At 64.1% G+C, this 21,287-nt stretch carries 14 protein-coding genes; 9 read left to right on the top strand and 5 right to left on the bottom strand.

Going from position 1 to position 21,287, the window contains the following annotated elements:
• Nucleotides 1–9: 9 nt before the first annotated feature.
• Nucleotides 10–10,377: a YDG domain-containing protein gene (locus LXT13_RS28875; protein ID WP_233375350.1), complete on the top strand. Its 10,368-nt coding sequence runs from the start codon at nucleotides 10–12 to the stop codon at nucleotides 10,375–10,377.
• A 145-nt stretch (nucleotides 10,378–10,522) separates the two neighbouring features.
• Here the strand turns inward: LXT13_RS28875 and LXT13_RS26570 are convergent, their stop codons facing one another.
• From LXT13_RS26570 to LXT13_RS26580, 3 genes are all read right to left on the bottom strand, one after another.
• Nucleotides 10,523–10,840, bottom strand: coding sequence for a type II toxin-antitoxin system RelE/ParE family toxin (locus tag LXT13_RS26570; RefSeq protein ID WP_233375351.1), 318 nt, complete (start codon nucleotides 10,838–10,840; stop codon nucleotides 10,523–10,525).
• The gene (locus LXT13_RS26575) at nucleotides 10,837–11,118 is read right to left on the bottom strand and encodes a YlcI/YnfO family protein (RefSeq protein WP_233375352.1); all 282 of its coding nucleotides are present in this window, start codon (nucleotides 11,116–11,118) and stop codon (nucleotides 10,837–10,839) included. Before LXT13_RS26575 ends, LXT13_RS26570 begins: the two co-directional genes overlap by 4 nt.
• 77 nt (nucleotides 11,119–11,195) lie before the next feature.
• On the bottom strand, nucleotides 11,196–11,771 hold the full coding sequence (locus LXT13_RS26580; RefSeq protein WP_233375367.1) for a TetR/AcrR family transcriptional regulator: 576 nt from the start codon (nucleotides 11,769–11,771) through the stop codon (nucleotides 11,196–11,198).
• Nucleotides 11,772–12,085: 314 nt separating this feature from the next.
• Between LXT13_RS26580 and LXT13_RS26585 the strand changes: the two genes are divergently transcribed.
• The 7 genes from LXT13_RS26585 (at nucleotide 12,086) to LXT13_RS26615 (ending at nucleotide 19,800) form a co-directional block, all read left to right on the top strand.
• A complete protein-coding gene (locus LXT13_RS26585; protein ID WP_233375354.1) occupies nucleotides 12,086–12,874 on the top strand; it encodes an SDR family NAD(P)-dependent oxidoreductase in 789 nt (262 codons plus the stop codon).
• A 32-nt stretch (nucleotides 12,875–12,906) separates the two neighbouring features.
• Complete coding sequence (locus tag LXT13_RS26590) at nucleotides 12,907–13,872, top strand: alpha/beta fold hydrolase (protein WP_233375355.1); 966 nt, start codon at nucleotides 12,907–12,909, stop codon at nucleotides 13,870–13,872.
• Between the two features lie 127 nt (nucleotides 13,873–13,999).
• Nucleotides 14,000–15,043 (top strand): NADP-dependent oxidoreductase, encoded by a 1,044-nt coding sequence (locus LXT13_RS26595; RefSeq protein WP_233375356.1) that lies wholly within the window; start codon nucleotides 14,000–14,002, stop codon nucleotides 15,041–15,043.
• A gap of 338 nt (nucleotides 15,044–15,381) precedes the next feature.
• The gene (locus LXT13_RS26600) at nucleotides 15,382–15,813 is read left to right on the top strand and encodes a hypothetical protein (RefSeq protein WP_233375357.1); all 432 of its coding nucleotides are present in this window, start codon (nucleotides 15,382–15,384) and stop codon (nucleotides 15,811–15,813) included.
• Nucleotides 15,810–17,273, top strand: coding sequence for an ATPase domain-containing protein (locus tag LXT13_RS26605; RefSeq protein ID WP_233375358.1), 1,464 nt, complete (start codon nucleotides 15,810–15,812; stop codon nucleotides 17,271–17,273). The genes LXT13_RS26600 and LXT13_RS26605 overlap by 4 nt, the downstream gene beginning before the upstream one ends.
• Nucleotides 17,274–17,299: 26 nt before the next feature.
• Entirely contained in the window at nucleotides 17,300–19,324 is a 2,025-nt protein-coding gene (locus LXT13_RS26610) for a diguanylate cyclase domain-containing protein (protein ID WP_233375359.1), read from the top strand.
• Between the two features lie 110 nt (nucleotides 19,325–19,434).
• Nucleotides 19,435–19,800, top strand: a complete 366-nt coding sequence (locus LXT13_RS26615) for a response regulator (protein ID WP_233375360.1) — start codon at nucleotides 19,435–19,437, stop codon at nucleotides 19,798–19,800.
• A gap of 253 nt (nucleotides 19,801–20,053) precedes the next feature.
• On the opposite strand, the gene LXT13_RS26620 is transcribed toward LXT13_RS26615, so the two are convergent.
• Entirely contained in the window at nucleotides 20,054–20,464 is a 411-nt protein-coding gene (locus tag LXT13_RS26620) for a nuclear transport factor 2 family protein (RefSeq protein ID WP_233375361.1), read from the bottom strand.
• A 202-nt stretch (nucleotides 20,465–20,666) separates the two neighbouring features.
• On the opposite strand from LXT13_RS26620, the gene LXT13_RS26625 reads away from it, so the two are divergent.
• Nucleotides 20,667–21,089 (top strand): LysR family transcriptional regulator, encoded by a 423-nt coding sequence (locus LXT13_RS26625; RefSeq protein WP_233375362.1) that lies wholly within the window; start codon nucleotides 20,667–20,669, stop codon nucleotides 21,087–21,089.
• On the opposite strand, the gene LXT13_RS26630 is transcribed toward LXT13_RS26625, so the two are convergent.
• A partial coding sequence (locus tag LXT13_RS26630) for a transposase domain-containing protein (RefSeq protein ID WP_233375364.1) occupies nucleotides 21,076–21,287 on the bottom strand: 212 nt, incomplete at its 5' end. The two genes, LXT13_RS26625 and LXT13_RS26630, sit on opposite strands and share 14 nt — an antisense overlap.

Consider the following 21,287-nt stretch of genomic DNA (forward strand, 5'->3'; position numbering starts at 1 on the left):
AGCAACTTCGTGAATAAGTCCTACCGCCTGGTCTTCAACGAAATCACCCGCACCTGGGTCGCCGTCTCCGAAATCGCCAAGGCCGGCGGCAAACGCGCCTCGGGCGCTGTGTTGCTGGCTGCCGCCGGCTTCATCACCATCGTGCCATTGGTGGCCTTCGCGGCCCCGCCCGCCGCACCGCCCGCCGCCGCGCTGCCGACCGGGGGCAATGTCGTCGCCGGGCAAGCCACGATCAGCCAGAGCGCAGGCGCGATGACGGTCACTCAAACGACCCCTCGATCAGCCATCGACTGGCAGACGTTCAATATCGGCACTGCCGCCAGTGTCAACTTCGTCCTGCCTTCCGGCAGCAGTGCCGTCTTGAATCGCGTACTGGACGCCCATCCGAGCCAGATATTTGGGCGCCTCAGCAGCAACGGTCAGGTCTTCCTCACCAACGCCAGCGGCATCTACTTTGGAAAGAGTGCCAACGTCAATGTCGGCGCGTTGACGGCCACGACCCACAGCATCAGCAACAGCGACTTCATGGCGGGCGACCTCCGCTTCACCCGCAATGGAGCCACCGGCAGCGTCATCAACGAAGGCAGCATCAGCGCTGACCTGAATGGATACATCGCCCTGCTTGCACCCGAGGTGCGCAACAGCGGCGTCGTCGTGGCCCAGATGGGTGCCGTCGCGCTGGCCGCCGGCGAAGCCTTTGAGCTGCAGTTCGATGGCGCAAGACTTGCCAACATCCGCGTTGAGCCCGCGACGATCGCTGCACTCGTGGAAAACGGCAACGCCGTACAGGCGCCAGGCGGGCTGATCATTCTGTCCGCTCAGGCGAGCAACCGCCTGCAAGGCGGCGTCGTCCATAACACCGGCAGCCTTGAGGCCACCGGCCTGGTCGACAGGGGCGGCATCATTCGGCTGGAAGCCAGCGACCTGGTCACCCACACCGGCAGCATCAATGTGAATGCCGCTGCCAACAGCAACGCAGCGGGCGGCACGGCGACGCTGATCGCGGATCTGGCGAACCCGCACAGCCTAGCCAACATCGATGGCAGCGTCAGCGCGCGCGGCGGAGACCTGGGCGGCAGCGGCGGTTTCGTTGAAACGTCGGGCCATGAACTGCAGATCGGCGGTAACGCCAGCATCACGACGTCTTCATCCAAGGGGATTGCAGGAACCTGGTTGCTCGACCCGTTCGATTTCACCATTGCCTCCAGCGGAGGCAATATGACCGGTGCTGCTCTCAGCACAGCGTTGCTGGGCAACAGCGTGGTCATCCAAACCGCTCTGGGCGGCACCTCATGCAATGCCAGCTGCACCGCAGGCAGCGCTGGCACCCTGGGCGACATCAACGTCAATGATGTGGTGACCTGGAGTGCAAACAGACTGACCCTGAACGCCTTCAACAACATCGTCATTAACGCCAACCTGAACGCTTCCAACAGCGCCAGTCTGGCGCTGTTGATCGGACAAGGTGCAGTCGCAGCAGGCAATACCAGCAGCGTGGTTACGCGCGGTGCAAAGATCAATCTCCCGGCAGGCACCACCAACTTCACAACACAGCAAGGGTCAGACGGAGCGGTCAAGAACTACACGGTCATTACTGCACTCGGCGCTTCCGGGAGCACGACGACCACAGATCTGCAGGGCATGAGTGGCAACCTGGGTCTCAATTACGCCCTGGGTGCTGATATCGACGCAACGGGACTTTCCTTTGCACCGGTGGGTTCCGGCGCCAGTCCGTTTTCGGGCATCTTCGACGGTCTGGGCCACACGATCACCGGGCTGACCATCAGTCAACCTGGCCAAAGCGACGTCGGCATGATGAGCAGCACTGGTGCAGGCTCCGTGATCCGAAACGTCGGCCTTGTTAACGTCAGTGTCAGCGGCTCTCTCAGGGTTGGTGCGCTCACGGGCAGCAACTCTGGAACGATCAGCAATAGCTATTCAACCGGGAGCGTCAGTGGTGCGGACTCGACAGGGGGGTTGGTAGGTCACAACGCTGGCGCAGTCAGCGCCAACTATTCCTCTGCAACCGTGCTCGGCGGCGACAACGCAGGTGGCCTGGTCGGTGTGAACTACGGCGGGGTGGACGGCAGTTTCGCGACGGGAACTGTCTCAGGCAGCAACAACCTTGGTGGCCTGGTTGGTCGCAACCAGGGCGGTGACGGCGGCAATGGCTCAAGCCCCCAAAACGCAGCGGCTGGCTCATCGGCCCATATCGCCAGCGGTTATGCCTCCGGATCGGTGACCGGGACGGGGAACTACGTTGGAGGACTGGTCGGCCTCAATACGGGGGGCAATGGCGGCAGGGGTAGCGATACGGCTGGCAGTGCCAACGGCGGTGATGGTGGAGCCGGTGGTTCAGCGTCTGTTTCAACCAGCTATGCGACAGGTGCCGTATCGACATCGGGAAACCATGCGGGAAGTCTGATCGGTGCCAACGCATCGGGCAACGCGGGCAGCGCGGGCACCAACACTGATAGCGGCAGCGGCACCCCCGGGAGTGGCGGTGCGGCCGGCCCTGCCGGCACGGTCACAAACTCCTTCTACGACTCGACGGTCAATGCAGGTCTGAGCGGAGTCGGCGGCACGGCCAACGTAGCTGGAAGCGTGTGGGGGATGAGCACGGCTGACCTGAAGACAGCTGCCAATTTCACCAGCTCCACAGCGTCCAACGGCAATAGCAACCCCGGGTGGGACATGGCCAGCGCGGGGGGCAGCAGCGCAGCCTGGCGCATCTACGAAGGCAGCTCTGCGCCCTTGTTGCGTAGCTTTCTTGCGCCGATCACCCTGACGCCCACGTTCGATGGAACCACGCAAGCACTGCCGACTATTGGCGATTACACCGCCAATATTGCCAGCCCGGTGACAGCCAACATCACTGGTGCGGCAACGGGGCTGACACTGAACAGCACTGCCACGGCGGGCAGCTACACCGCCGCCTTTACGACGAGCAATTTCAGCAGCAGCCAGCTGGGCTACGACATCAGCACTTCTACCCGCACGATCACTGGTTCCGGTAGCGCTGCCAACGACATCAACTTCTCCAATTCACTCAGCTGGGGCGCGGGAACGCTCACCGTGAATGCCGCCAACATCAGCTTCAACACGGGGGCGAACATCAGCTCGAGCTCCGGAGCTATTGGACTGACGCTGAATTCGACGGGTGCAATCAATGCGCTGCAAGGTGTCAACCTGACGGGCGGCACGCTCACGCTGAACAACACCGGTGCGGGAACGCAGGCGGGACTGATCTCCGGCTCGACATCCGTATTGAAGATGGGTGCCGGTACGTTCACATTGTCACAGGCGAACACCTATACCGGAACTACCACCATCAACGCTGGCGCGTTGAGCGTTGCAACGATCGGGAACGGCGGTGTCGCGGGCAACTTGGGCCAGGCGACAAGCGCTGCCTCGAATCTGATTCTGGGCGGGGGCACACTGCAGTACACCGGCAGCAATGCGACAACGAATCGTGGTTTCACGCTGACCGCCGGTACCACATCCACAATCGACATAACCCAGAGCTCGGCCACGCTGTCGATTTCAGGAAGCGCCGCCACCACCACGGGCGCGCTGAACAAGGTCGGCGCCGGATCTGTGAGCCTGCAGGGATCGGCAACGACGTTCAGTGGCGGCCTCACGATCAAAGCGGGGACGGCGGTTTGCTACCTTTCTAGCGGGCTGAACACTTGCGGAACCGGCACGATCACGCTGGGCGACAGTGCGGGCGGCAGCAGTGCAGCGGCCATGACTTTGGGTTCCAATGGCGCCACATGGCCGAACCAGATTGCGCTGGCCCCAAACACCACCGGCCAGCTGAGCATCCTTGCGGGTGGTTCGGGTGGCGTTGCGACATTGACCGGGGGTTTGACGGGTTCCAATACCCTGATAGCCAACACCGCTGGGAGGCTGACACTGAATGCTACGAACACGTCATTCAGTGGCAACCTTACGGTCAAATCAGGCACTTTGGCCGCAACGAATGCCAGTTCCTTTGGCACCGGCACGATCACCTTGGGTGACAGCCTCGGCGGGAGCGTCGCGGCAGGACTATTGGTCACCACCACCGGACTGACCATTGCCAACCCGATTGTGCTCGCTCCGAACACGACGGGCCTTCTGACTTTGGGCAATACGGGCGCTGGGGTATCAACGACCTTCAGCGGCGGGGTCACGGGCACCAACAACCTGACAATCGTCAACAGTGGGGGCTCGGGTACGGTGACGCTCGCAACAGGAGCCATCAACAACTCCGGCACCATCTCCAACACGGGCACCGGCAGCGGCACTACGACGATCAGTGCTTCTGTTGGCAGCAACGTGACCGGCATCATCGAGAACAGCACCGCCTCGGCACTGACCGTCAGCGGCGCGCTGACCGTCAAAAGCTCGGGCACAACGCTCACCAACAGGAACGCTTCCGGCAGTGCTCTGCTGACGCTGAGCGGTGGTGTGAGCGGCACTGGCAATCTGACCGTCAACAACAACACTTCCATCGCAAATGGTGTCACCATCAGCGGCGGCGGTCTGAACAACATCGGCACCATCACCAACTCCGGCACCGGCACCGGGACTGCATCGATCAGCGCCGCCGTGGGCAGCAACGTGACCGCCATCATCGAGAACAGTGCCACCTCGTCGCTCACTGTCAGCGGAGCGCTGACCGTCAACAGCTCGGGCACAACGCTCACCAACAGGAACGCTTCCGGCAGTGCTTTGCTGACGCTAAGCGGTGGGGTGAACGGCACTGGCAACGTGACCGTCAACAACAACAGTTCCATCGCAAATGGTGTGACCCTCAGCGGCGGCGTGCTGAACAACATCGGCACCGTCACCAACTCTGGCACCGGCTCCGGGGCTGCCACGATCAGCGCCGCCGTGGGCAGCAACGTGACCGACATCATCGAGAACAGCGCCACCTCGTCGCTGACGGTCAGCGGGGCGCTGACCGTCAACAATACCGGCACGACACTCACCAACAGGAGTGGATCCGGTAGCGCTGTGCTGACACAGAGCGGAGGCGTGAGCGGCACCGGCGACCTGATTGTCAAGAACGACAGTTCCACCCCATCAGGCGTGAGGCTGACGGGCAGCACCGGTGTCTTTGTCAACAACCACGGCACCATCATTAATTCGGGGAGCGGGTCGGGTTCGGTTGCGATCTCCGCCCAGATTGGTCCCAACGGGACCAGCAATGTGACCGGGGTGACGCAAGCGAGTGCGACATCGCAGTTGACGCTGTCCGGTGCGAACACCTACACCGGAGCAACTACGGTCAGCGCCGGCACGCTTCCGGTCAACGGCACGACCATACCCGATGCCAGCGCCGTCACAGTGGCCAGCGGTGCATCGCTCGTACTCAGCGCCAGCGAAACCATTGGCTCCCTCGCGGGAGCCGGCAATGTGATGTTGGGCACAAACACGCTGAGCACTGGAGGCGACAACACCTCGACCACCTTCAGCGGAACGGCCAGCGGATCGGGCGGCTTGGTCAAGACGGGTGCGGGCGCTTGGACGCTGTCCGGTGCGAACACCTACAGCGGCACGACCACAGTCGGCGGGGGCAGCCTGATGCTGGGCCACGCTTCGGCTCTGGGCTCCACTTCAGCAGTCAGCGTCACTTCGGGTGCAACGCTGGACCTGAACGGCACGACGTTGACAGCCGCGATCCCGTTGACGCTCAACGGCACAGGCGCCGGAGGAACAACAGGCGCGCTGACCAACAGCTCGGCAACAGCAGCGAGCTACGGTGGCCCAATAGCCCTGGGCAGCGACAGCAGCATCTGGGCCGGCCCCGGCAACTCGCTGAGCGTGACCGGAACGATCGACGGCGCTGTCGCGCTCAGTGTTCTGGGCGGAGGTTCCGTAACGCTCGGTGCAACCGTCGGCAACGGTACGCCGCTCAGCTCCTTTACGGGGGCGGCCGGAACCGAATTGAAGATCAACGGCGGTGTTGTCAAGACCAGCGGTGCGCAGACTTACTCGGGCGCGACCACATTCGGTGTTGGAACCACACTGACAGCCGGCAGCATCGATGCAGCAGGCCCAGTGACAGCCACCAGCGCACCGCTCACGCTGAATGCGGGGTCCGGCAACGCTGTGTTCAGCAATTCCGGAAACGATTTCTCCACCGTTTCGGTTGGCAATGCGGCCGACGTGACCGTCGTCGACGCCAATGCGCTGACCCTTGCAGGCATTCATGCGACAGGGCTGATTGATGTTCGCACCCAGGCCAACGATCTGACACTGACCTCGTTGATTTCGACCACCAGTAACAGCAGCGCAGCGATCAGCCTCAACGCCGGTGCGGCTAGCGACGTGGGAACCCCAGCAGGCGGCAACATCGTCATTAACGGTGGCACGCTCAGCATGGGATCGGGTGGGCGCGCGACGCTCTACACAGGCAGCATCTCTGACAGCACGGGTGTGACTGCCTTGGTTGGTTCGGGCAGCGGCAACTTCCGCTACAACAGCAATGCGAGCAGGACCAATCACACGGCGGCATTGGGCACGGGAACCTATGCGGTCTACCGTGAACAACCAACGCTGACCATCGCCGTGAACAATCTGGCGGCGATCACTTACGGGTCTTCTGCCCCGACCTATGTTTCATCGATCGCTGGTGAAATCAATGGTGATACTGTTTCGCAGGCATTGACCACGCTGCCAAGTGTTGGAGACGATGGGGTCATCTCGGGTTCCGGCCATCTCACGGCTGGCACGCACGCTGTGACCGCATCCGGTGCCGTGGACCAATTCGGCTATGCATTGAACTATGTAGCAGCCGCCTTGACCGTGAACAAGGCAAGTCTGGTGGCCACGGGCCTGACGGCCAGCGCCAAGACCTATGACGGCACCACCTCGACAACGCTGGGGGGTACGGCGACGATCAGCCCGATCGCTGGCGACACGGTCACGCTGGTCGGCACGGCCAGTGGCGCCTTTGCGAACAAGAACGTCGGCACGGCCAAGGCCGTTACGGTCACCGGCAACACCCTCAGCGGTGTCGATGCCGGCAACTACACGCTGGTACAACAGAGCGGGCTGACAGCAGACGTCACCCCGGCCACCTTGGTTGTCACGGGCCTGACCGCCAGCGCCAAGACCTACGACGGCACCACCTTTGCAACGCTGGGGGGTACGGCGACGATCAGCCCGTTCGGCAGCGACATGATCACCCTGGGCGGCACGGCCAGTGGCACCTTCGCGAACAAGAACGTCGGCACGGCCAAGGCCGTCACCGTCACGGGCAACACCCTCGGCGGTGTCGACGCCGGCAACTACACGTTGGTTCAACAGAGCGGGCTGACAGCAGACGTCACCCCGGCCACCCTCTTCGTCACGGGCCTGACGGCCAGCGGCAAGACCTACGACGGCACCACCTTTGCAACGCTGGGGGGTACGGCGACGATCAGCCCGCTCGCCGGCGACACGGTCACCCTGGGCGGCACGGCCAGTGGCACCTTTGCGAACAAGAACGTCGGTACGGCCAAGGCCGTCACGGTCACCGGCAACACCCTCAGCGGTGTCGATGCCGGCAACTACACGCTGGTGCAACAGAGCGGGCTGACAGCAGACATCACGCCGGCCACCCTGTTCGTCACGGGCCTGACGGCCAGCGCCAAGACCTACGACGGCACCACCGCGGCAACGCTGGGGGGGGCGGCGACGTTCAGCCCGCTCGCTGGCGACATGGTCACGCTGGTCGGGACGGCCAGTGGCAACTTTGCCAACAAGAACGTCGGCACGGCCAAGGCCGTCACGGTCACCGGCAACACCCTCAGCGGTGTCGATGCCGGCAACTACACGCTGGTGCAACAGAGCGGGCTGACAGCAGACATCACGCCGGCCACCCTGTTCGTCACGGGCCTGACGGCCAGCGCCAAGACCTACGACGGCACCACCGCGGCAACGCTGGGGGGGGCGGCGACGTTCAGCCCGCTCGCTGGCGACATGGTCACGCTGGTCGGGACGGCCAGTGGCAACTTTGCCAACAAGAACGTCGGCACGGCCAAGGCCGTCACGGTCACGGGCAACACCCTCGGCGGTGCCGATGCAGGCAACTACACGCTGGTGCAACAGAGCGGGCTGACAGCAGACATCACGCCGGCCACCCTGTTCGTCACGGGCCTGACGGCCAGCGCCAAGACCTACGACGGCACCACCGCGGCAACGCTGGGGGGTACGGCGACGATCAGCCCGTTCGGCAGCGACATGGTCACCCTGGGCGGCACGTCCAGTGGCACCTTTGCCAACAAGAACGTCGGCACGGCCAAAGCGGTCACGGTCACCGGCAACACCCTCGGCGGTGCCGATGCAGGCAACTACACGCTGGTGCAACAGAGCGGGCTGACGGCAGACGTCACGCCGGCCACCCTGGTCGTCACGGGCCTGACCGCCAGCGGCAAGACCTACGACGGCACCACCTTTGCAACGCTGGGGGGTACGGCGACGATCAGCCCGTTCGGCAGCGACATGGTCACGCTGGTCGGGACGGCCAGTGGCAACTTTGCCAACAAGAACGTCGGCACGGCCAAAGCGGTCACGGTCACCGGCAACACCCTCAGCGGTGTCGATGCCGGCAACTACACGCTGGTGCAACAGAGCGGGCTGACGGCAGACGTCACCCCGGCCACCCTGGTCGTCACGGGCCTGACCGCCGGCGCCAAGACCTACGACGGCACCACCTTTGCAACGCTGGGGGGTACGGCGACGATCAGCCCGCTCGCCGGCGACACGGTCACCCTGGGCGGCACGGCCAGTGGCACCTTTGCGAACAAGAACGTCGGTACGGCCAAGGCCGTCACGGTCACCGGCAACACCCTCGGCGGTGCCGATGCAGGCAACTACACGCTGGTGCAACAGAGCGGGCTGACGGCAGACGTCACGCCGGCCACCCTGGTCGTCACGGGCCTGACCGCCAGCGGCAAGACCTACGACGGCACCACCTTTGCAACGCTGGGGGGTACGGCGACGATCAGCCCGTTCGGCAGCGACATGGTCACGCTGGTCGGGACGGCCAGTGGCACCTTTGCGAACAAGAACGTCGGCACGGCCAAGGCCGTCACGGTCACGGGCAACACCCTCGGCGGTGTCGACGCCGGCAACTACACGCTGGTGCAACAGAGCGAGCTGACAGCAGACGTCACGCCGGCCACCCTGTTCGTCACGGGCCTGACCGCCAGCGCCAAGACCTACGACGGCACCACCTCGGCAACGCTGGGGGGCTCGGCGACGATCAGCCCGTTCGGCAGCGACATGGTCACCCTGGGCGGCACGGCCAGTGGCAACTTTGCCAACAAGAACGCCGGCACGGCCAAGGCTGTCACGGTCACCGGCAACACCCTCAGCGGTGTCGACGCAGGCAACTACACGCTGGTACAACAGAGCGGGCTGACGGCGGATATTGGCAAAGCCAACGCCACGGTCACTGGCAACAGTGGCAGCGCCACTTACGACGGGCAAAGTCACACCGTGAGCGGTTTCACGGTCACCGGATTGGTGGGCGGCGAGTTGGCGACGGTGCTGACCGGCGTGAGTGCAACCGCCTCTGGGACGGGCGCGGGCAGTTATGACGTGGTGCCCGTCGGTGCCGACGGCAACTACAACCTGACGCGCATTAACGGCCGCCTGCTGATTGCCAAGGCTGACCTTGCTGTCACGGCAAACGACGACCGAAAGGCATACGACGGCTTGCGCTATAGCGGCGGCAATGGCGTGAGCTACGCAGGTTTTGTCAACGGAGAGACAAGCAACGTACTTGAAGGAGTGCTGGGCTACGGCGGCACCAGCCAGGGTGCGGCGAACGCAGGCACCTACTCCATCGTGCCGACCGGACTGAAAGCGGCGAACTACCAGATCGAGTTCATCGCCGGCATGTTGAACATCTCGGCGCCTCCTCCCGTTTCTCCGACAGTGCCTGTGCCGCCTTTGCCGACGCCATCCACAAATCCACCCCTGCTGAGTGTTGGTCCAGGTGAAGGTCTGGGATCTGGCGTCGTGAATGGCAGCCAGAACGTGCCGCTCAAGTCGAACAATTCCAGCAGCGGCAGCTCGGTGGTTTCTGTGCTGCGAGAACCGTCAGCTCCAGCGCCCATTCCGATGACGGTGTATGTGCCTAAGGAAGTGGTGGGCGCGCCTACTGGAATCAGTTTTCAGTTGCCATCGCAGTTGCTCGACGCGGCAGCAGGCAAAAGTTCCTCGATCCGCGTCACGACCATCAACGGGGAACCACTTCCTTCATGGATGAAGTTCAACGCAGAAACTGCCACGTTCGTTGCGTCTTCCGTCCCTGAAGGGGTCTTTCCGATGCAGTTGGTTGTCACAGTCAACGGGAAAAGCACCGTCGTAGTGATTTCCAATCAAGCCGGGAATTAATCGTGGCGAAGATTGGGTGAGAAGCTAATACGAAGCAAGCCGCGCCATCAGCCCACCATGCGGCTCGAGCAATGATTGTGCGGATCAAAGTTGCTGCATGGCCTGGTCGCTGCCCGCTCGACACCGTGTTGATGTCGCTGTGCCTTCAGTGGTAGTCGTCTTCCAGCTGGCGGCGCACCGCCATCACAATGACCGTCGCGCTGTCCTGCACCTCGAACAGCGCGACATAGTCGGATCGATCGAAAGAGATCACGAGCTCGCGCAGGAACGGACTGCGCCCCGCCTTGCGACAGGTGAATGGCGATGTCTTAAGCGTCACAATGCCGGCCTGGATGGCGAAGATGGCGACCTGGGCAAGCTCCAGGTCGCCACCGTCGCGGGACAGCTCGCGCTCCAGCACGAAGTCGAACAGGCGTTCGATGTCGGTCTCGGCTTCACGCGTCAGCCGGACGCGGTAGCTCACTTGCGCTTCTTCGCCACCTGCGCGCGCGCAGCGTCCAACTTGCACTGCAAGTTGGCCAGCTCGACGTCGGCGTCCACATAGTCGCCCGTCTGCAGGGCCTGGTCGCGGGACCGCAGCCCACGCGCGATGAATTCCTCGTGGACGCGCCGGCGCTCGAGCTTCTCGCGGATTGAAGTCTCGACAAACTCGGACAGGATCTCGCCCTCGCCCAACATGGACTCCACTTCCGCGCGGAGCTCGGGCTCCACGCGCACGGACGGAGTGCTGGAGGTCCTCATAGCATCCCTGTTGCCGCGTCGAAGCCCCCGTCCATCGTCGCAAAGCAGGTGGCGCGGCACCGGTCCTCGCCGGTGGATCAATTGATCCCGAGCGACCTAAGGATGGCTGCGCGGCCAACGTTGAGGAACTCATCTGCGAGTGCAGAGTCGTCCGGGCATGCGCGAGACAGGACGAGCGCTCCCAAAGCGTGAGAAAGCATGTCGACGATCCTGTTTCGCGCTTCGGTGACGTCTATCTCGGGCGCCGACTCACTGCCGGGACCTAGCGCCTCGATCAAAGACTCGATGCCCGCTGCAAAGGCAGCTTTCACAGAGTCGGGCTGACGCGCTGCATCACCGGCAAGGGCGGCCATCGTGCACCCGGTGGCGCGGCCATCTCGGTGCTCACGGGACAGGTACTGCCTGACGAAGTCGACGGGATGCACACCCCCACCCGCCAAGGCGACCGTCGTCGCGATGCCGCAGGCAGTCGATTCAGCGATCAGGTCGGTCTTGGAGCCGAACTGCTTGTAGAAGCCGCCGTGCGTGAACCCGGCTGCAGCCATCAAATCGGCCACACCGACGCCGTCATAGCCCCGCTCTCGAAATAGCTGGGAAGCCGTCTCGACAACGCGGGCTCGGTTGGCCTGCGCCTGGGCTTTGGTGACCTTCATCGCTTGCTTGCCGCCGAATTGTTTCGCTGGGCCCAATTCTATATTGATGTCAATCATCATCAAAGTTTTGACTTTAAAGATGATGTACATCATCATTGAGGCACTGACCACCTTTCGAGGCGTGTGCCAGGACACGCAACACGTGTCGCTGATCCGTTCGCCTTTCTGCGCCTCGCAGAAGGTGGGATGCGTGGACTGCCCGCGAAATTTTTCTACCGCACCGCCTGCGTGGCCGCAAGCCCCCTCTGCCCCCCCCACACCGCGACACAACCTCATCAGGCCCGCGCCATCACAACCTAGGAAAGCGAAGACCCATGAACACCTACCCCAACGTCCTCATCACCGGCGCCTCCAGCGGCATTGGCGCCGTCTACGCGGAACGCTTTGCCAAGCGCGGCCATGACCTGGTTCTGGTCGCCCGCGACAAGTCGCGTCTGGATGCCCTGGCAGCGCGCCTGAGCGAAACCCACCGCGTGAAGATCGATGTGCTGCAGGCTGACCTGACCCAGCAAACCGACCTCGAGGCGGTCGAAAGCCGGTTGCGCACGGATGCCCGGATTGGAGTCCTGATCAACAACGCCGGCATGGCGCAGTCGGGGACCTTCATCCAGCAAGGCACCCAGGCCCTCGAGACGCTGATCGGCCTCAACACCACGGCGGTGACGCGCCTTGCGGCCGCCATCGCGCCGCGGCTGGTGCAGGCTGGCGCCGGTTCCATCGTGAACATCGGCTCGGTGGTGGGCCTGGCGCCTGAATTCGGCATGACGGTCTACGGCGCGACCAAGGCCTTCGTGCTGTTTCTGTCGCAAGGCCTGCACGTCGAACTCTCGCCCAAGGGCATCTACGTGCAAGCGGTGCTGCCGGCCGCGACGCGCACGGAGATCTGGGAGCGTGCCGGCATGGACGTGAACAGCCTCACCGAGGTCATGGACGTCGACGAACTGGTCGACGCGGCCCTGGTTGGCTATGACCGCCGCGAGCTGGTCACGATCCCGCCGCTGCACGTCGTAGGCCGCTGGGATGCCCTGGACAGCGCGCGCCAGGGGCTGCTGTCAGACATCCGGCAAGCCCATGCCGCCGAGCGCTACCAACCGCAGGCCTGAGCCTCGTCTTTCTCGCAACCTGGGCACCCGCCATGTCAGTCAATCTCTTGAAATCGACCGTCTGCGCATTGGCGCTGGCAGCCACCTTGGGTAGCTCCAGCGTCATGGCCAGCGACGCCGCCCTCCCCTTGGCGTCCGGCGCCAATCCGCAGCAAGTGCAGCCGCTGACGTGGAAGACCGCACCGACGCTGAGCATCTCGGCCGGTGGCGTGACCTTCTCCTACCGGGAACTCGGGCAGCAAAACGGGGGCACGCCCGTCGTGCTGCTCGTTCATCTTGCCGCGGTGCTGGACAACTGGGACCCTCGCGTGGTCGACGGGCTCGCTGCCACGCACCAGGTCATCGCGTTCGACAACCGAGAGGTCGGTTCCTCGTCAGGCACGCCGGCCAACACCATCGAGCAGATGGCCGACGATGCCGTCAGCTTCATCAAGGCCAAGGGGTTCCGGCAGGTGGACCTGTTCGGGTTCTCGATGGGCGGGATGATCGCGCAGGAAATCGCGCTGAAGGAGCCGCAACTGGTGCGCCGCATGATCCTGGCCGGCACCGGCCCGGCAGGCGGCGAGGGAATCAGCACGGTCGCCGGCGTGGCGAACTACGACCTGATCCGCGCCTCGCTCACCAGCCAGGACCCGAAGCAGTACCTCTTCTTCACGCGCACGCCGGCCGGTATCGAGGCGGGCCAGGACTTCCTGAGGCGCTTGCAGGAGCGTTCGGAGAACCGTGACGCCGAGTTCGCTGTCGGGGCCTATATCGCACAGTTGCAGGCCTTGAGCGCCTGGGGGCAGAAGAAGCCCGCCGATCTCTCGCAGGTCAAGCAACCCGTCCTCGTGGCCAATGGAGATGACGACCGCATGGTGCCGACGAGCAACTCGTACGACCTGGCCAAACGACTGCCGAACGCAAGGCTCGTCATCTACCCCGATGCAGGACACGGCGGCATCTTCCAGTACCACGAGGACTTCGTGCCCAAGGCACTGGCCTTCCTCGCGAACTGACACCGGAGGACATACATGGCTGAAATGGATCTGCCCGCAACGACCTCAGTCGCTGAAACGCACGGTATCGACGCCCCCTTGCTTGGTCCGCTCACATACCTGGATTCACGAGGATGAAGAAATCAGCATGAAAGCATTTCTCCTGGAACGCTATGGCAAGAAGCGCCCGCTGCGGTCTGCAGAAGTCCCGCTGCCGCAACTTCGCGATGACGAAGTGCTGGTCGAGGTGCACGCCGCTGGCGTCAACCTGATCGACTCCAAGATCAGGGATGGTGAGTTCAAGCTCATCCTGCCCTACCGCCTGCCCATGGCCTTGGGCCATGACGTTGCGGGCGTCGTGGTGAAGGCGGGGCCGCGCTCACGGCAGTTCAAGGTTGGCGACGAGGTCTATGCGCGGGTGGACGATTTCCGGATCGGGACGTTCGCCGAGTTCGTGCCCGTGAAGGAGGCGTCGCTGGCCCTCAAGCCCAGGAACCTCACCATGGAAGAGGCTGCGTCAATCCCGCTGGTAGGCCTGACGGCATGGCAAGCCCTGGTCGAGAAAGCAGAGCTCAAACGTGGACAAAAGGTCTTCATTCAGGCCGGGTCCGGTGGTGTCGGCACCTTCGCCATCCAACTTGCAAAACATTGGGGTGCCGCGGTGGCAACGACAACGAGCGCTGGCAACGCCGCACTCGTCAAGGCATTGGGAGCCGACGTCGTTATCGACTACAAGACCCAAGACTTCGAGGATGCCTTGCTTGACCACGACGTCGTCCTCAATAGCCAGGATGGCTGGACGCTCGCGAAGTCTCTCAGCGTGCTCAAGCGCGGCGGGAAGCTGATCTCCATCTCGGGACCGCCAGATCCTGAGTTCGGTGCGGAGAAGTCGTATGCCGCCTTCCTCCGCTTGGTGATGCGAATGCTGAGCGCAAGCATCCGGCGCAAGGCCAAGAGCCGAGATGTTCGCTACTCGTTCCTCTTCATGAAGGCCGACGGTGCCCAACTGCGCGAGATTACCAAGCTCATCGAGCTGGGAGCCATCCGCCCAGTGATCGACCGAGTGTTCCCCTTTGCGTCGACCAACGAAGCCCTTTCCTATGTGGAGTCCGGACGGGCCAAGGGGAAGGTCGTCATCAAGGTCAAGGGATCCGCCCCCAGCAATGGCGGACGCTCGTCGGCTATGGCCTGACGATCGCGGCTGGACGGCGCGGGCGACAGTCTCTCGACGCCCGAGCTATGGGGCTGCATGGCCCTGCTGGGACGGTATCACCCCTTTCGGCCCGTCAAGCAGCTGACATCCGCCGCGGTCTTGTGCGGTGGGAGCGGCCAGACCGCTTGGCCAACCGCTTTACCTCGGCGGCCCCGGGGGGCGGGCCGGGAAGAGCGGCCCGCTCAGGCCGGAGTCACAGGCCCTTTGCGACAGCGGCGCTGTCTGACACCGCACCCCCACGTAACGGTCCAATAATGCATCCTGCGTCAACCGGTGCCCACCTATACTGAGCGCCCAACCCCCTACTACTTTCGCCCATGGACAGTCGAGAGAGCAGCCGGTTCACGGCGCCTCTTGCACTTCGTGTGACGGAAGGCGCCAATTCCCGGCAGATTGCCGACGCCATTGGCGCCATGTGGACGGATATCGAGGCCGCGCTGCAGCCCGTACTCGGCCGGCGGGGGGTCGCCGCGCTGTTCAAGCGCACGCTTCACCGCACTGCGGCGAGCCACGTCTGGTTGGAGCCGGCCAAGGCGGCGGATGAGGAGGCGCCCTTCGTCTTGGCGGACCTGCAGACCCTCTTCGCCGCCCAGCCGCCCGCCCAGTCCACCGCGGCCGGCAGCCTGTTGTTCACGAACTTCCGCGAACTGCTCACCTCGCTCATTGGCGCGCAGTTGAGCGAACAACTGCTGAAGACCGCCTGGTCACCCTCTTCGAGCGCTCCCGCAGCGCAGGATCCCAAGCCATGACAACCAAAGTGACGCTCAACAGCCTGGCGACGGGAGTGCCAGGGCTGGACGACTTGCTGGGCGGAGGCTTGCCGGAGTTCTCGTTCAACCTCATCGCCGGGCAGCCTGGCTGCGGCAAGACGACGCTGGCCCACCAGCTCATGTTCGCGCTCGCGACGCAGGAGCGGCCAGCGCTGTACTTCACGGTGCTGGGCGAACCGCCGCTGAAGATGCTGCGCTACCAGCAGCAGTTCTCCTTCTTCGACGCGACGGCCATCAACCGCAGCGTCCGCTTCGTGAACCTCTGCGACGAGGCCATGGCCGGCGACCTTGATAGGGTGCTCGCCCGCATCACCCAAGAGGTTGCGGCGCACGAACCGGCGCTGGTCTTCGTCGACTCCTTCCGCTCGGTCGTGCTGTCAAGCCAGGACAACGGCAACGGGCACGCGCTGCTGCAACGCTTCATGCAGCAGCTCGGCATGCTGATGACGAGCTGGCAGGCCACCACCTTCCTGATCGGCGAGTATTTCACCGACACCGATGCCAACCCGGTGTTCACCGTCGCCGACGGTCTGATCTGGATGCGCCAGAACGTGCAGCGCAACGCCATGGTGCGCAAGATGGAGATCATGAAGATGCGCGGCCAGCCCTCGCTGCCGGGCCTGCACGCGTTCCGCATCACCTCCGACGGATTACAAGTCTTTGCGCCGGCGAAGCTGGACACGGCCCCCGAGAAGCTGGCCATCGGCCCGCGCGCCACCATGGGCGTGCCTGGCCTGGACGCCATGATGGGCGGCGGGCTGCCGCGCGGCTATTCGCTGCTTGTGGCGGGCCCGTCGGGTTCAGGCAAGAGCATCCTGGCCGCCGCCTTCCTCAATGCTGGCGTGCAGGCGGGGGAAAAGGGCGTCATCGCTGCCTTCGAGCGCCGGCCCACGCGGCTGCGCAACCCGGCGCTGGCGCATGCCATCGCCCAGGGGCAGATCGGCCTGGTGGAGAGCCACGCACCTGACATCTCCATCGAGGAAATCATGCAGCTGCTGTCGGCCGAAGTGCGCCGGCTCGGTGCCAGCCGCGTCGTCATCGATTCGCTGTCGGGCTTCGAGCTGGCGCTCGGCCCGTCGTACCGCGAGGATTTCCGCGAGTCGCTGCTGCGCCTGGTGACGTCGCTGACCGGCATGGGGGTCACGGTGCTGATGACCTCGGAGCTGGAGGACCGCTACACCGACCTGCGCTTCAGTCCCTACGGCACCGCCTTCATGACCGACGCCATCATCGTCCAGCGCTACATCGAGGTGGAGAGCCGGCTGCGTCGCGTCATGGCGGTGGTCAAGCTGCGGGACAGCGCCCATTCCGACGAACTCCGGGAATATGGCATTGATGACGACGGCCTGCGCATTGGCGCCCCGCTGACGGGGCAGGAAGGCCTGCTGGGCGGCCGCCCCTCGACAACGGGACGAAGTCCGCCGGTCGAGGTGAGTTAGGCAGCGTTTAGCCACCGACAAACGCCATGCATCCCGAGCACGAGCCCGATCCCTCCCAGCGCACAGCGCTGCTGGCCGAGATTGCCGGGCTCGAGCGGGACGCCGTGACGGCACGTGCCGAATTGGCCCGCCTGCGTGCGGACCTGGCCGAGGCGCACGCCCAGATTGGCAGCCACCAAGTGCACCAGTTGCTGGCGGCCAATGAGCAGCTCGTGCTGGAAGCAATGCGCTCGCGCGGAGCGGCGGAATCAGCGGCGCAACTGGTCGCCGAGCTCACGCGCTCCAGCGAGCTCGATCCGCTCACCAGCCTCCCGAACCGTCTGCTGTTGGTCGACCGCATGGGTCAGGCGCTGACGCAGGCCAGGCGCAATGACAGCCGGCTCGCCCTGCTCTTCCTCGACCTCGACGGGTTCAAGGCCATCAACGACAGCCGCGGACACCAGGTGGGCGACGAGGTGCTGTGCGCCGTAGGGCAATGCCTGATCGCTGGTGTGCGGGGTGTCGACACCGTATGCCGGCTCGGTGGCGACGAGTTCGTGCTTCTGCTGAGCGAGGTCGCCGAAGCGGCAGATGCCGGCCTGGTCGCTGAGAAGCTGCTTTCATCGCTCAGCACGCTCGTGGATGCCGGCCTCGCGCCGATGCCGGTCACCGCCAGCATCGGCATCAGCGTGTATCCCGACGATGCACGCGATGCGGAGGGCCTGGTCGACTGTGCTGACCGCGCGATGTACGCCAGCAAGCGTGCAGGTGGCGGATGCTGGCGCTTCTTTTCGGCCGTGCAGAACGGTGATCCATCGCCGGATGCTCTCGAGCCACCGGTCCGGCATGAAGAGCGCGGCGTGACCCTGCGTGACGCCAATGAACGGCTGGTGTTGTCGGCCCTAACGGCGAAGACCGTGGCGGAGCAGCAGGATGGCCTCCTGGCCGAACTGAGGGACGCTGCCAGGAACAAGGACGAATTCCTCAGCGTGCTGGGGCACGAACTGCGCAACCCGCTGGCGCCGCTGCTCACCACGCTGGACGTGCTGCGCATGCGCGGCGGCGGCTACGAGACGGTGGAGCACGCCACGATGCGTCGCCATGTCAGCCACATGGTGCGGCTGGTGGACGACCTGCAGGACATCGCCAAGATTGCCTCCGGTCAGGTCAAGTTGTGTATGGAGCGCGTGCCCATTGAGCACATGGCCGTGCAAGCCGTCGCGCTGGCCCGGCCGCTGATGGAGCAGCGCCAACAGCGCTTCACGATTGACAACAGCGTCGCAGCGCTGACCTGCTGGGGCGACCCCGTGCGATTGACGCAGTGCGTGTCGAACCTTCTGATCAACGCGGCCAAGTACACGCCACCCGGTGGCTCAATCACACTGACGACCCACAAGGAGGGCCAGGACGCTGTCATTGCCGTGAAGGACGATGGCCGGGGCATTTCTGCGGCGGCCTTGCCCGACGTGTTCAACCTGTTCTTCCAGGAGCGCGTGGATGTCGGCGTCCTTACGGGTGGCCTCGGCGTTGGGCTCGCCCTCGTGCGCAGCCTCGTCACGCTGCATTCGGGCACCGTGGCGGCACACAGCGCTGGCATCGGCTTGGGCAGCGAGTTCGTCATTCGCTTGCCATGCCTGGGCGACGAAGACCCGCAGCACGCGCTGGCGGCGCGCGCGCCGCGGCTCCCCAGGTCTGGGCCGCCTCGCCGGGTTTTCATCGTCGACGACAACTACGACGCGGCCGACTCCCTGGCAGAGCTGCTGCGCATCTGCGGGCACGAGGTCTGGGTGGCCACCCATCCCGTCGCGGCCCTGCAGATGATCGGCAGCGTGGCGCCGGACTTCGCGCTGCTGGATATCGGCCTGCCCGGCATGGACGGGTACGAGCTGGCGGCGTCGATCCGCCACCAGAACCCTGACCTGCGCGTGGCCCTGGTGGCGCTGAGTGGCTACGGACGGGCCGTGGATCAGGACCGGAGCGCCCGGGCGGGCTTCCTGGCACACCTGGTCAAGCCGGTCGACCTTGAAACGCTCGAACGCGTGCTGGACTCGGCGCATGTGCCTCCGCCCTGAGTCGCCCTGAGCCGCCTAAGCCGCGCTGAGCCGCCAGATGCGCGTGCTTGGTCCATCTCTGAGTCACGGGATTGCGGATTGCCCCGTTGCTGCGCGGACCTGGACGGACGATGAATGCAAAAGTGGTGGTCGTGGTGGACGACGATGTCGATGCAGCTGACAGCTTGGCGCGTGCGCTGGAGATGTTCGGTTACACCGTCTTCACCGCCTATGGCGGCAATGAGGCGCTGGCCCTCATCCTGCAGATAGGCCCCCACTCCGTGGTGTCCGATATCGACATGCCCGGCATGTCCGGCCTGGAAGAAGCCACAGAGGTCCGGGCGAGCCTGAACCTGTGTCAGCCCTGCATGGTGGCGGTCACCGGTGCAGCAAACGAGGACATGCGGGCCCGAGCGCTGCATGCGGGATTCGATGCGTTCCTCGCCAAGCCACTGTCACTGCCTGCGCTGCTTCAGCTGCTGGAGCACGGCCCCTGAAGAGCCGGCGCTGTTGCTGCATCGCCAGACCTGCTTAACCAGCAACCTCGGCGTTTGCAGCTGCACCGGCTTGACGGGTGCGCATCGAAGTCGGCCGTGCGACACGCGCTTAGGGACCGGACGAAGAAGTGGGCGCGGTTGCTGCGGCCTCGTGCGTGTTCGACCCTCGCCGGTAGCCGCGAATTCCTGCGCGCATCAGAGTTCTCTGCTGTCCACGCTGAGTCTGCTTGGCGTGGACGCCGACTCAAGCCACTCACGCCAGGCGGCCCGGGATGGACTTCAAGGGGTAGACCTTCCAGAAGAAGATGTCGGCTTGATGCTGGTCGGAACAGTAGTTGGTGACTTCCTTGATCTTTCCACCCTCGAAGCGGAACACGAGGCACCACGTGAGATCCAGGCCGCCGGCTTCTTCGCTCCAGCCGCGGTGGTGGTCGATGACATAGTCGCCCTGCTCGGCGATGACCATCGGCTCAGCCTTGAAGTTCGCCTTGGCGAGCTGGTGAAAGAAGGCGAGAACTTCCTCGACACCACGTTTGGTACCGGCCAACGAGTGATGGCCGGGTATGGTCCATGCGATGTCGTCTGCCATCACGGCTCGTACGCCGGCGACGTCATTGGAAGCATAGGCAGCGAAGAAGGCTTGAACTCTTTGCAGGTTGCTCATGGTGGTTCCCGTAAGTTTGGATTGGGATGCAGTGGCGAGTGGAGTGAACGGTCGGCAACGATGGCGTCCATGGCCGTCATCAATACGCGGCGTCCGGCTTCTGCGTCAGCGACGTGCTGTCGTGGGGAGCACTGTGCGTGTGCGGACAAAAACAAGAAATGGGGGTAGTCTTTGATCGCTTTAAACGTGACGTTGATAATCCATGCGAATTGATCAACTCGACGGCTTGGTAGCGTTTCGGTGCGTCGCTCAGCTGAAAAGCTTCACCTCCGCATCAGCTCAGCTCGAGGTATCGCCGCAGGCAGTCAGCCAGAGCATCAAGGCGCTCGAGTCACGGCTAGGCGTTCGCCTGTTCAACCGCACGACGCGCAGCGTCGGGCTGACCGAGGCAGGAGATCGCCTGTGGGCGCGGGTAGGCCCGGCACTACAGGACCTGTTTGAGGCGACAGAGGATGTCCAGGACTTTCGAGACCGCCCGGCAGGCCTACTTCGGCTTGCCGTCTCTCGACCCTCGTTCTCGGGGCTGCTCCAGAGCCATTTGATGGAGTTTTACAGTATGCGGTCAATTAACCGCGTCCTTGCCTCTCACGAGGCAATCGAGCAGGTGAGGTTCAGCCGTTGCTGAGGTCGATGTTCCAGGGCAGAAGCGCGGCGTAGTCTTCGGCTGTCTTGGCATTGGGCAGCGCAGTGAACAGCGCGTGCAAGTAGCGGTAGCCGTCGATGCCATTGACACTGCAGGTCTGCAGCAGCGAGTACAGGTTGGCGCTGGCGTTGGCGCCGTGCACCGTGTCGGCGAAGAGCCAGTTTCGGCGTCCGACACAGA

The sequence above is a fragment of the Pelomonas cellulosilytica genome (assembly GCF_021353265.1).
In the GTDB taxonomy this organism is placed as follows: Bacteria; Pseudomonadota; Gammaproteobacteria; order Burkholderiales; family Burkholderiaceae_C; genus Pelomonas; species Pelomonas cellulosilytica.

What these genes read in the sequence shown, in the direction of transcription:
- LXT13_RS26575 (WP_233375352.1), bottom strand. Translation starts at nt 11,118, where the DNA reads ATGAGGACCTCCAGCACTCCGTCCGTGCGCGTGGAGCCCGAGCTCCGC.
- LXT13_RS26580 (WP_233375367.1), bottom strand. Translation starts at nt 11,771, where the DNA reads ATGAAGGTCACCAAAGCCCAGGCGCAGGCCAACCGAGCCCGCGTTGTC.
- LXT13_RS26585 (WP_233375354.1), top strand. Translation starts at nt 12,086, where the DNA reads ATGAACACCTACCCCAACGTCCTCATCACCGGCGCCTCCAGCGGCATT.
- LXT13_RS26590 (WP_233375355.1), top strand. Translation starts at nt 12,907, where the DNA reads ATGTCAGTCAATCTCTTGAAATCGACCGTCTGCGCATTGGCGCTGGCA.
- LXT13_RS26595 (WP_233375356.1), top strand. Translation starts at nt 14,000, where the DNA reads ATGAAAGCATTTCTCCTGGAACGCTATGGCAAGAAGCGCCCGCTGCGG.
- LXT13_RS26600 (WP_233375357.1), top strand. Translation starts at nt 15,382, where the DNA reads ATGGACAGTCGAGAGAGCAGCCGGTTCACGGCGCCTCTTGCACTTCGT.
- LXT13_RS26605 (WP_233375358.1), top strand. Translation starts at nt 15,810, where the DNA reads ATGACAACCAAAGTGACGCTCAACAGCCTGGCGACGGGAGTGCCAGGG.
- LXT13_RS26610 (WP_233375359.1), top strand. Translation starts at nt 17,300, where the DNA reads ATGCATCCCGAGCACGAGCCCGATCCCTCCCAGCGCACAGCGCTGCTG.
- LXT13_RS26615 (WP_233375360.1), top strand. Translation starts at nt 19,435, where the DNA reads ATGAATGCAAAAGTGGTGGTCGTGGTGGACGACGATGTCGATGCAGCT.
- LXT13_RS26620 (WP_233375361.1), bottom strand. Translation starts at nt 20,464, where the DNA reads ATGAGCAACCTGCAAAGAGTTCAAGCCTTCTTCGCTGCCTATGCTTCC.
- LXT13_RS26625 (WP_233375362.1), top strand. Translation starts at nt 20,667, where the DNA reads ATGCGAATTGATCAACTCGACGGCTTGGTAGCGTTTCGGTGCGTCGCT.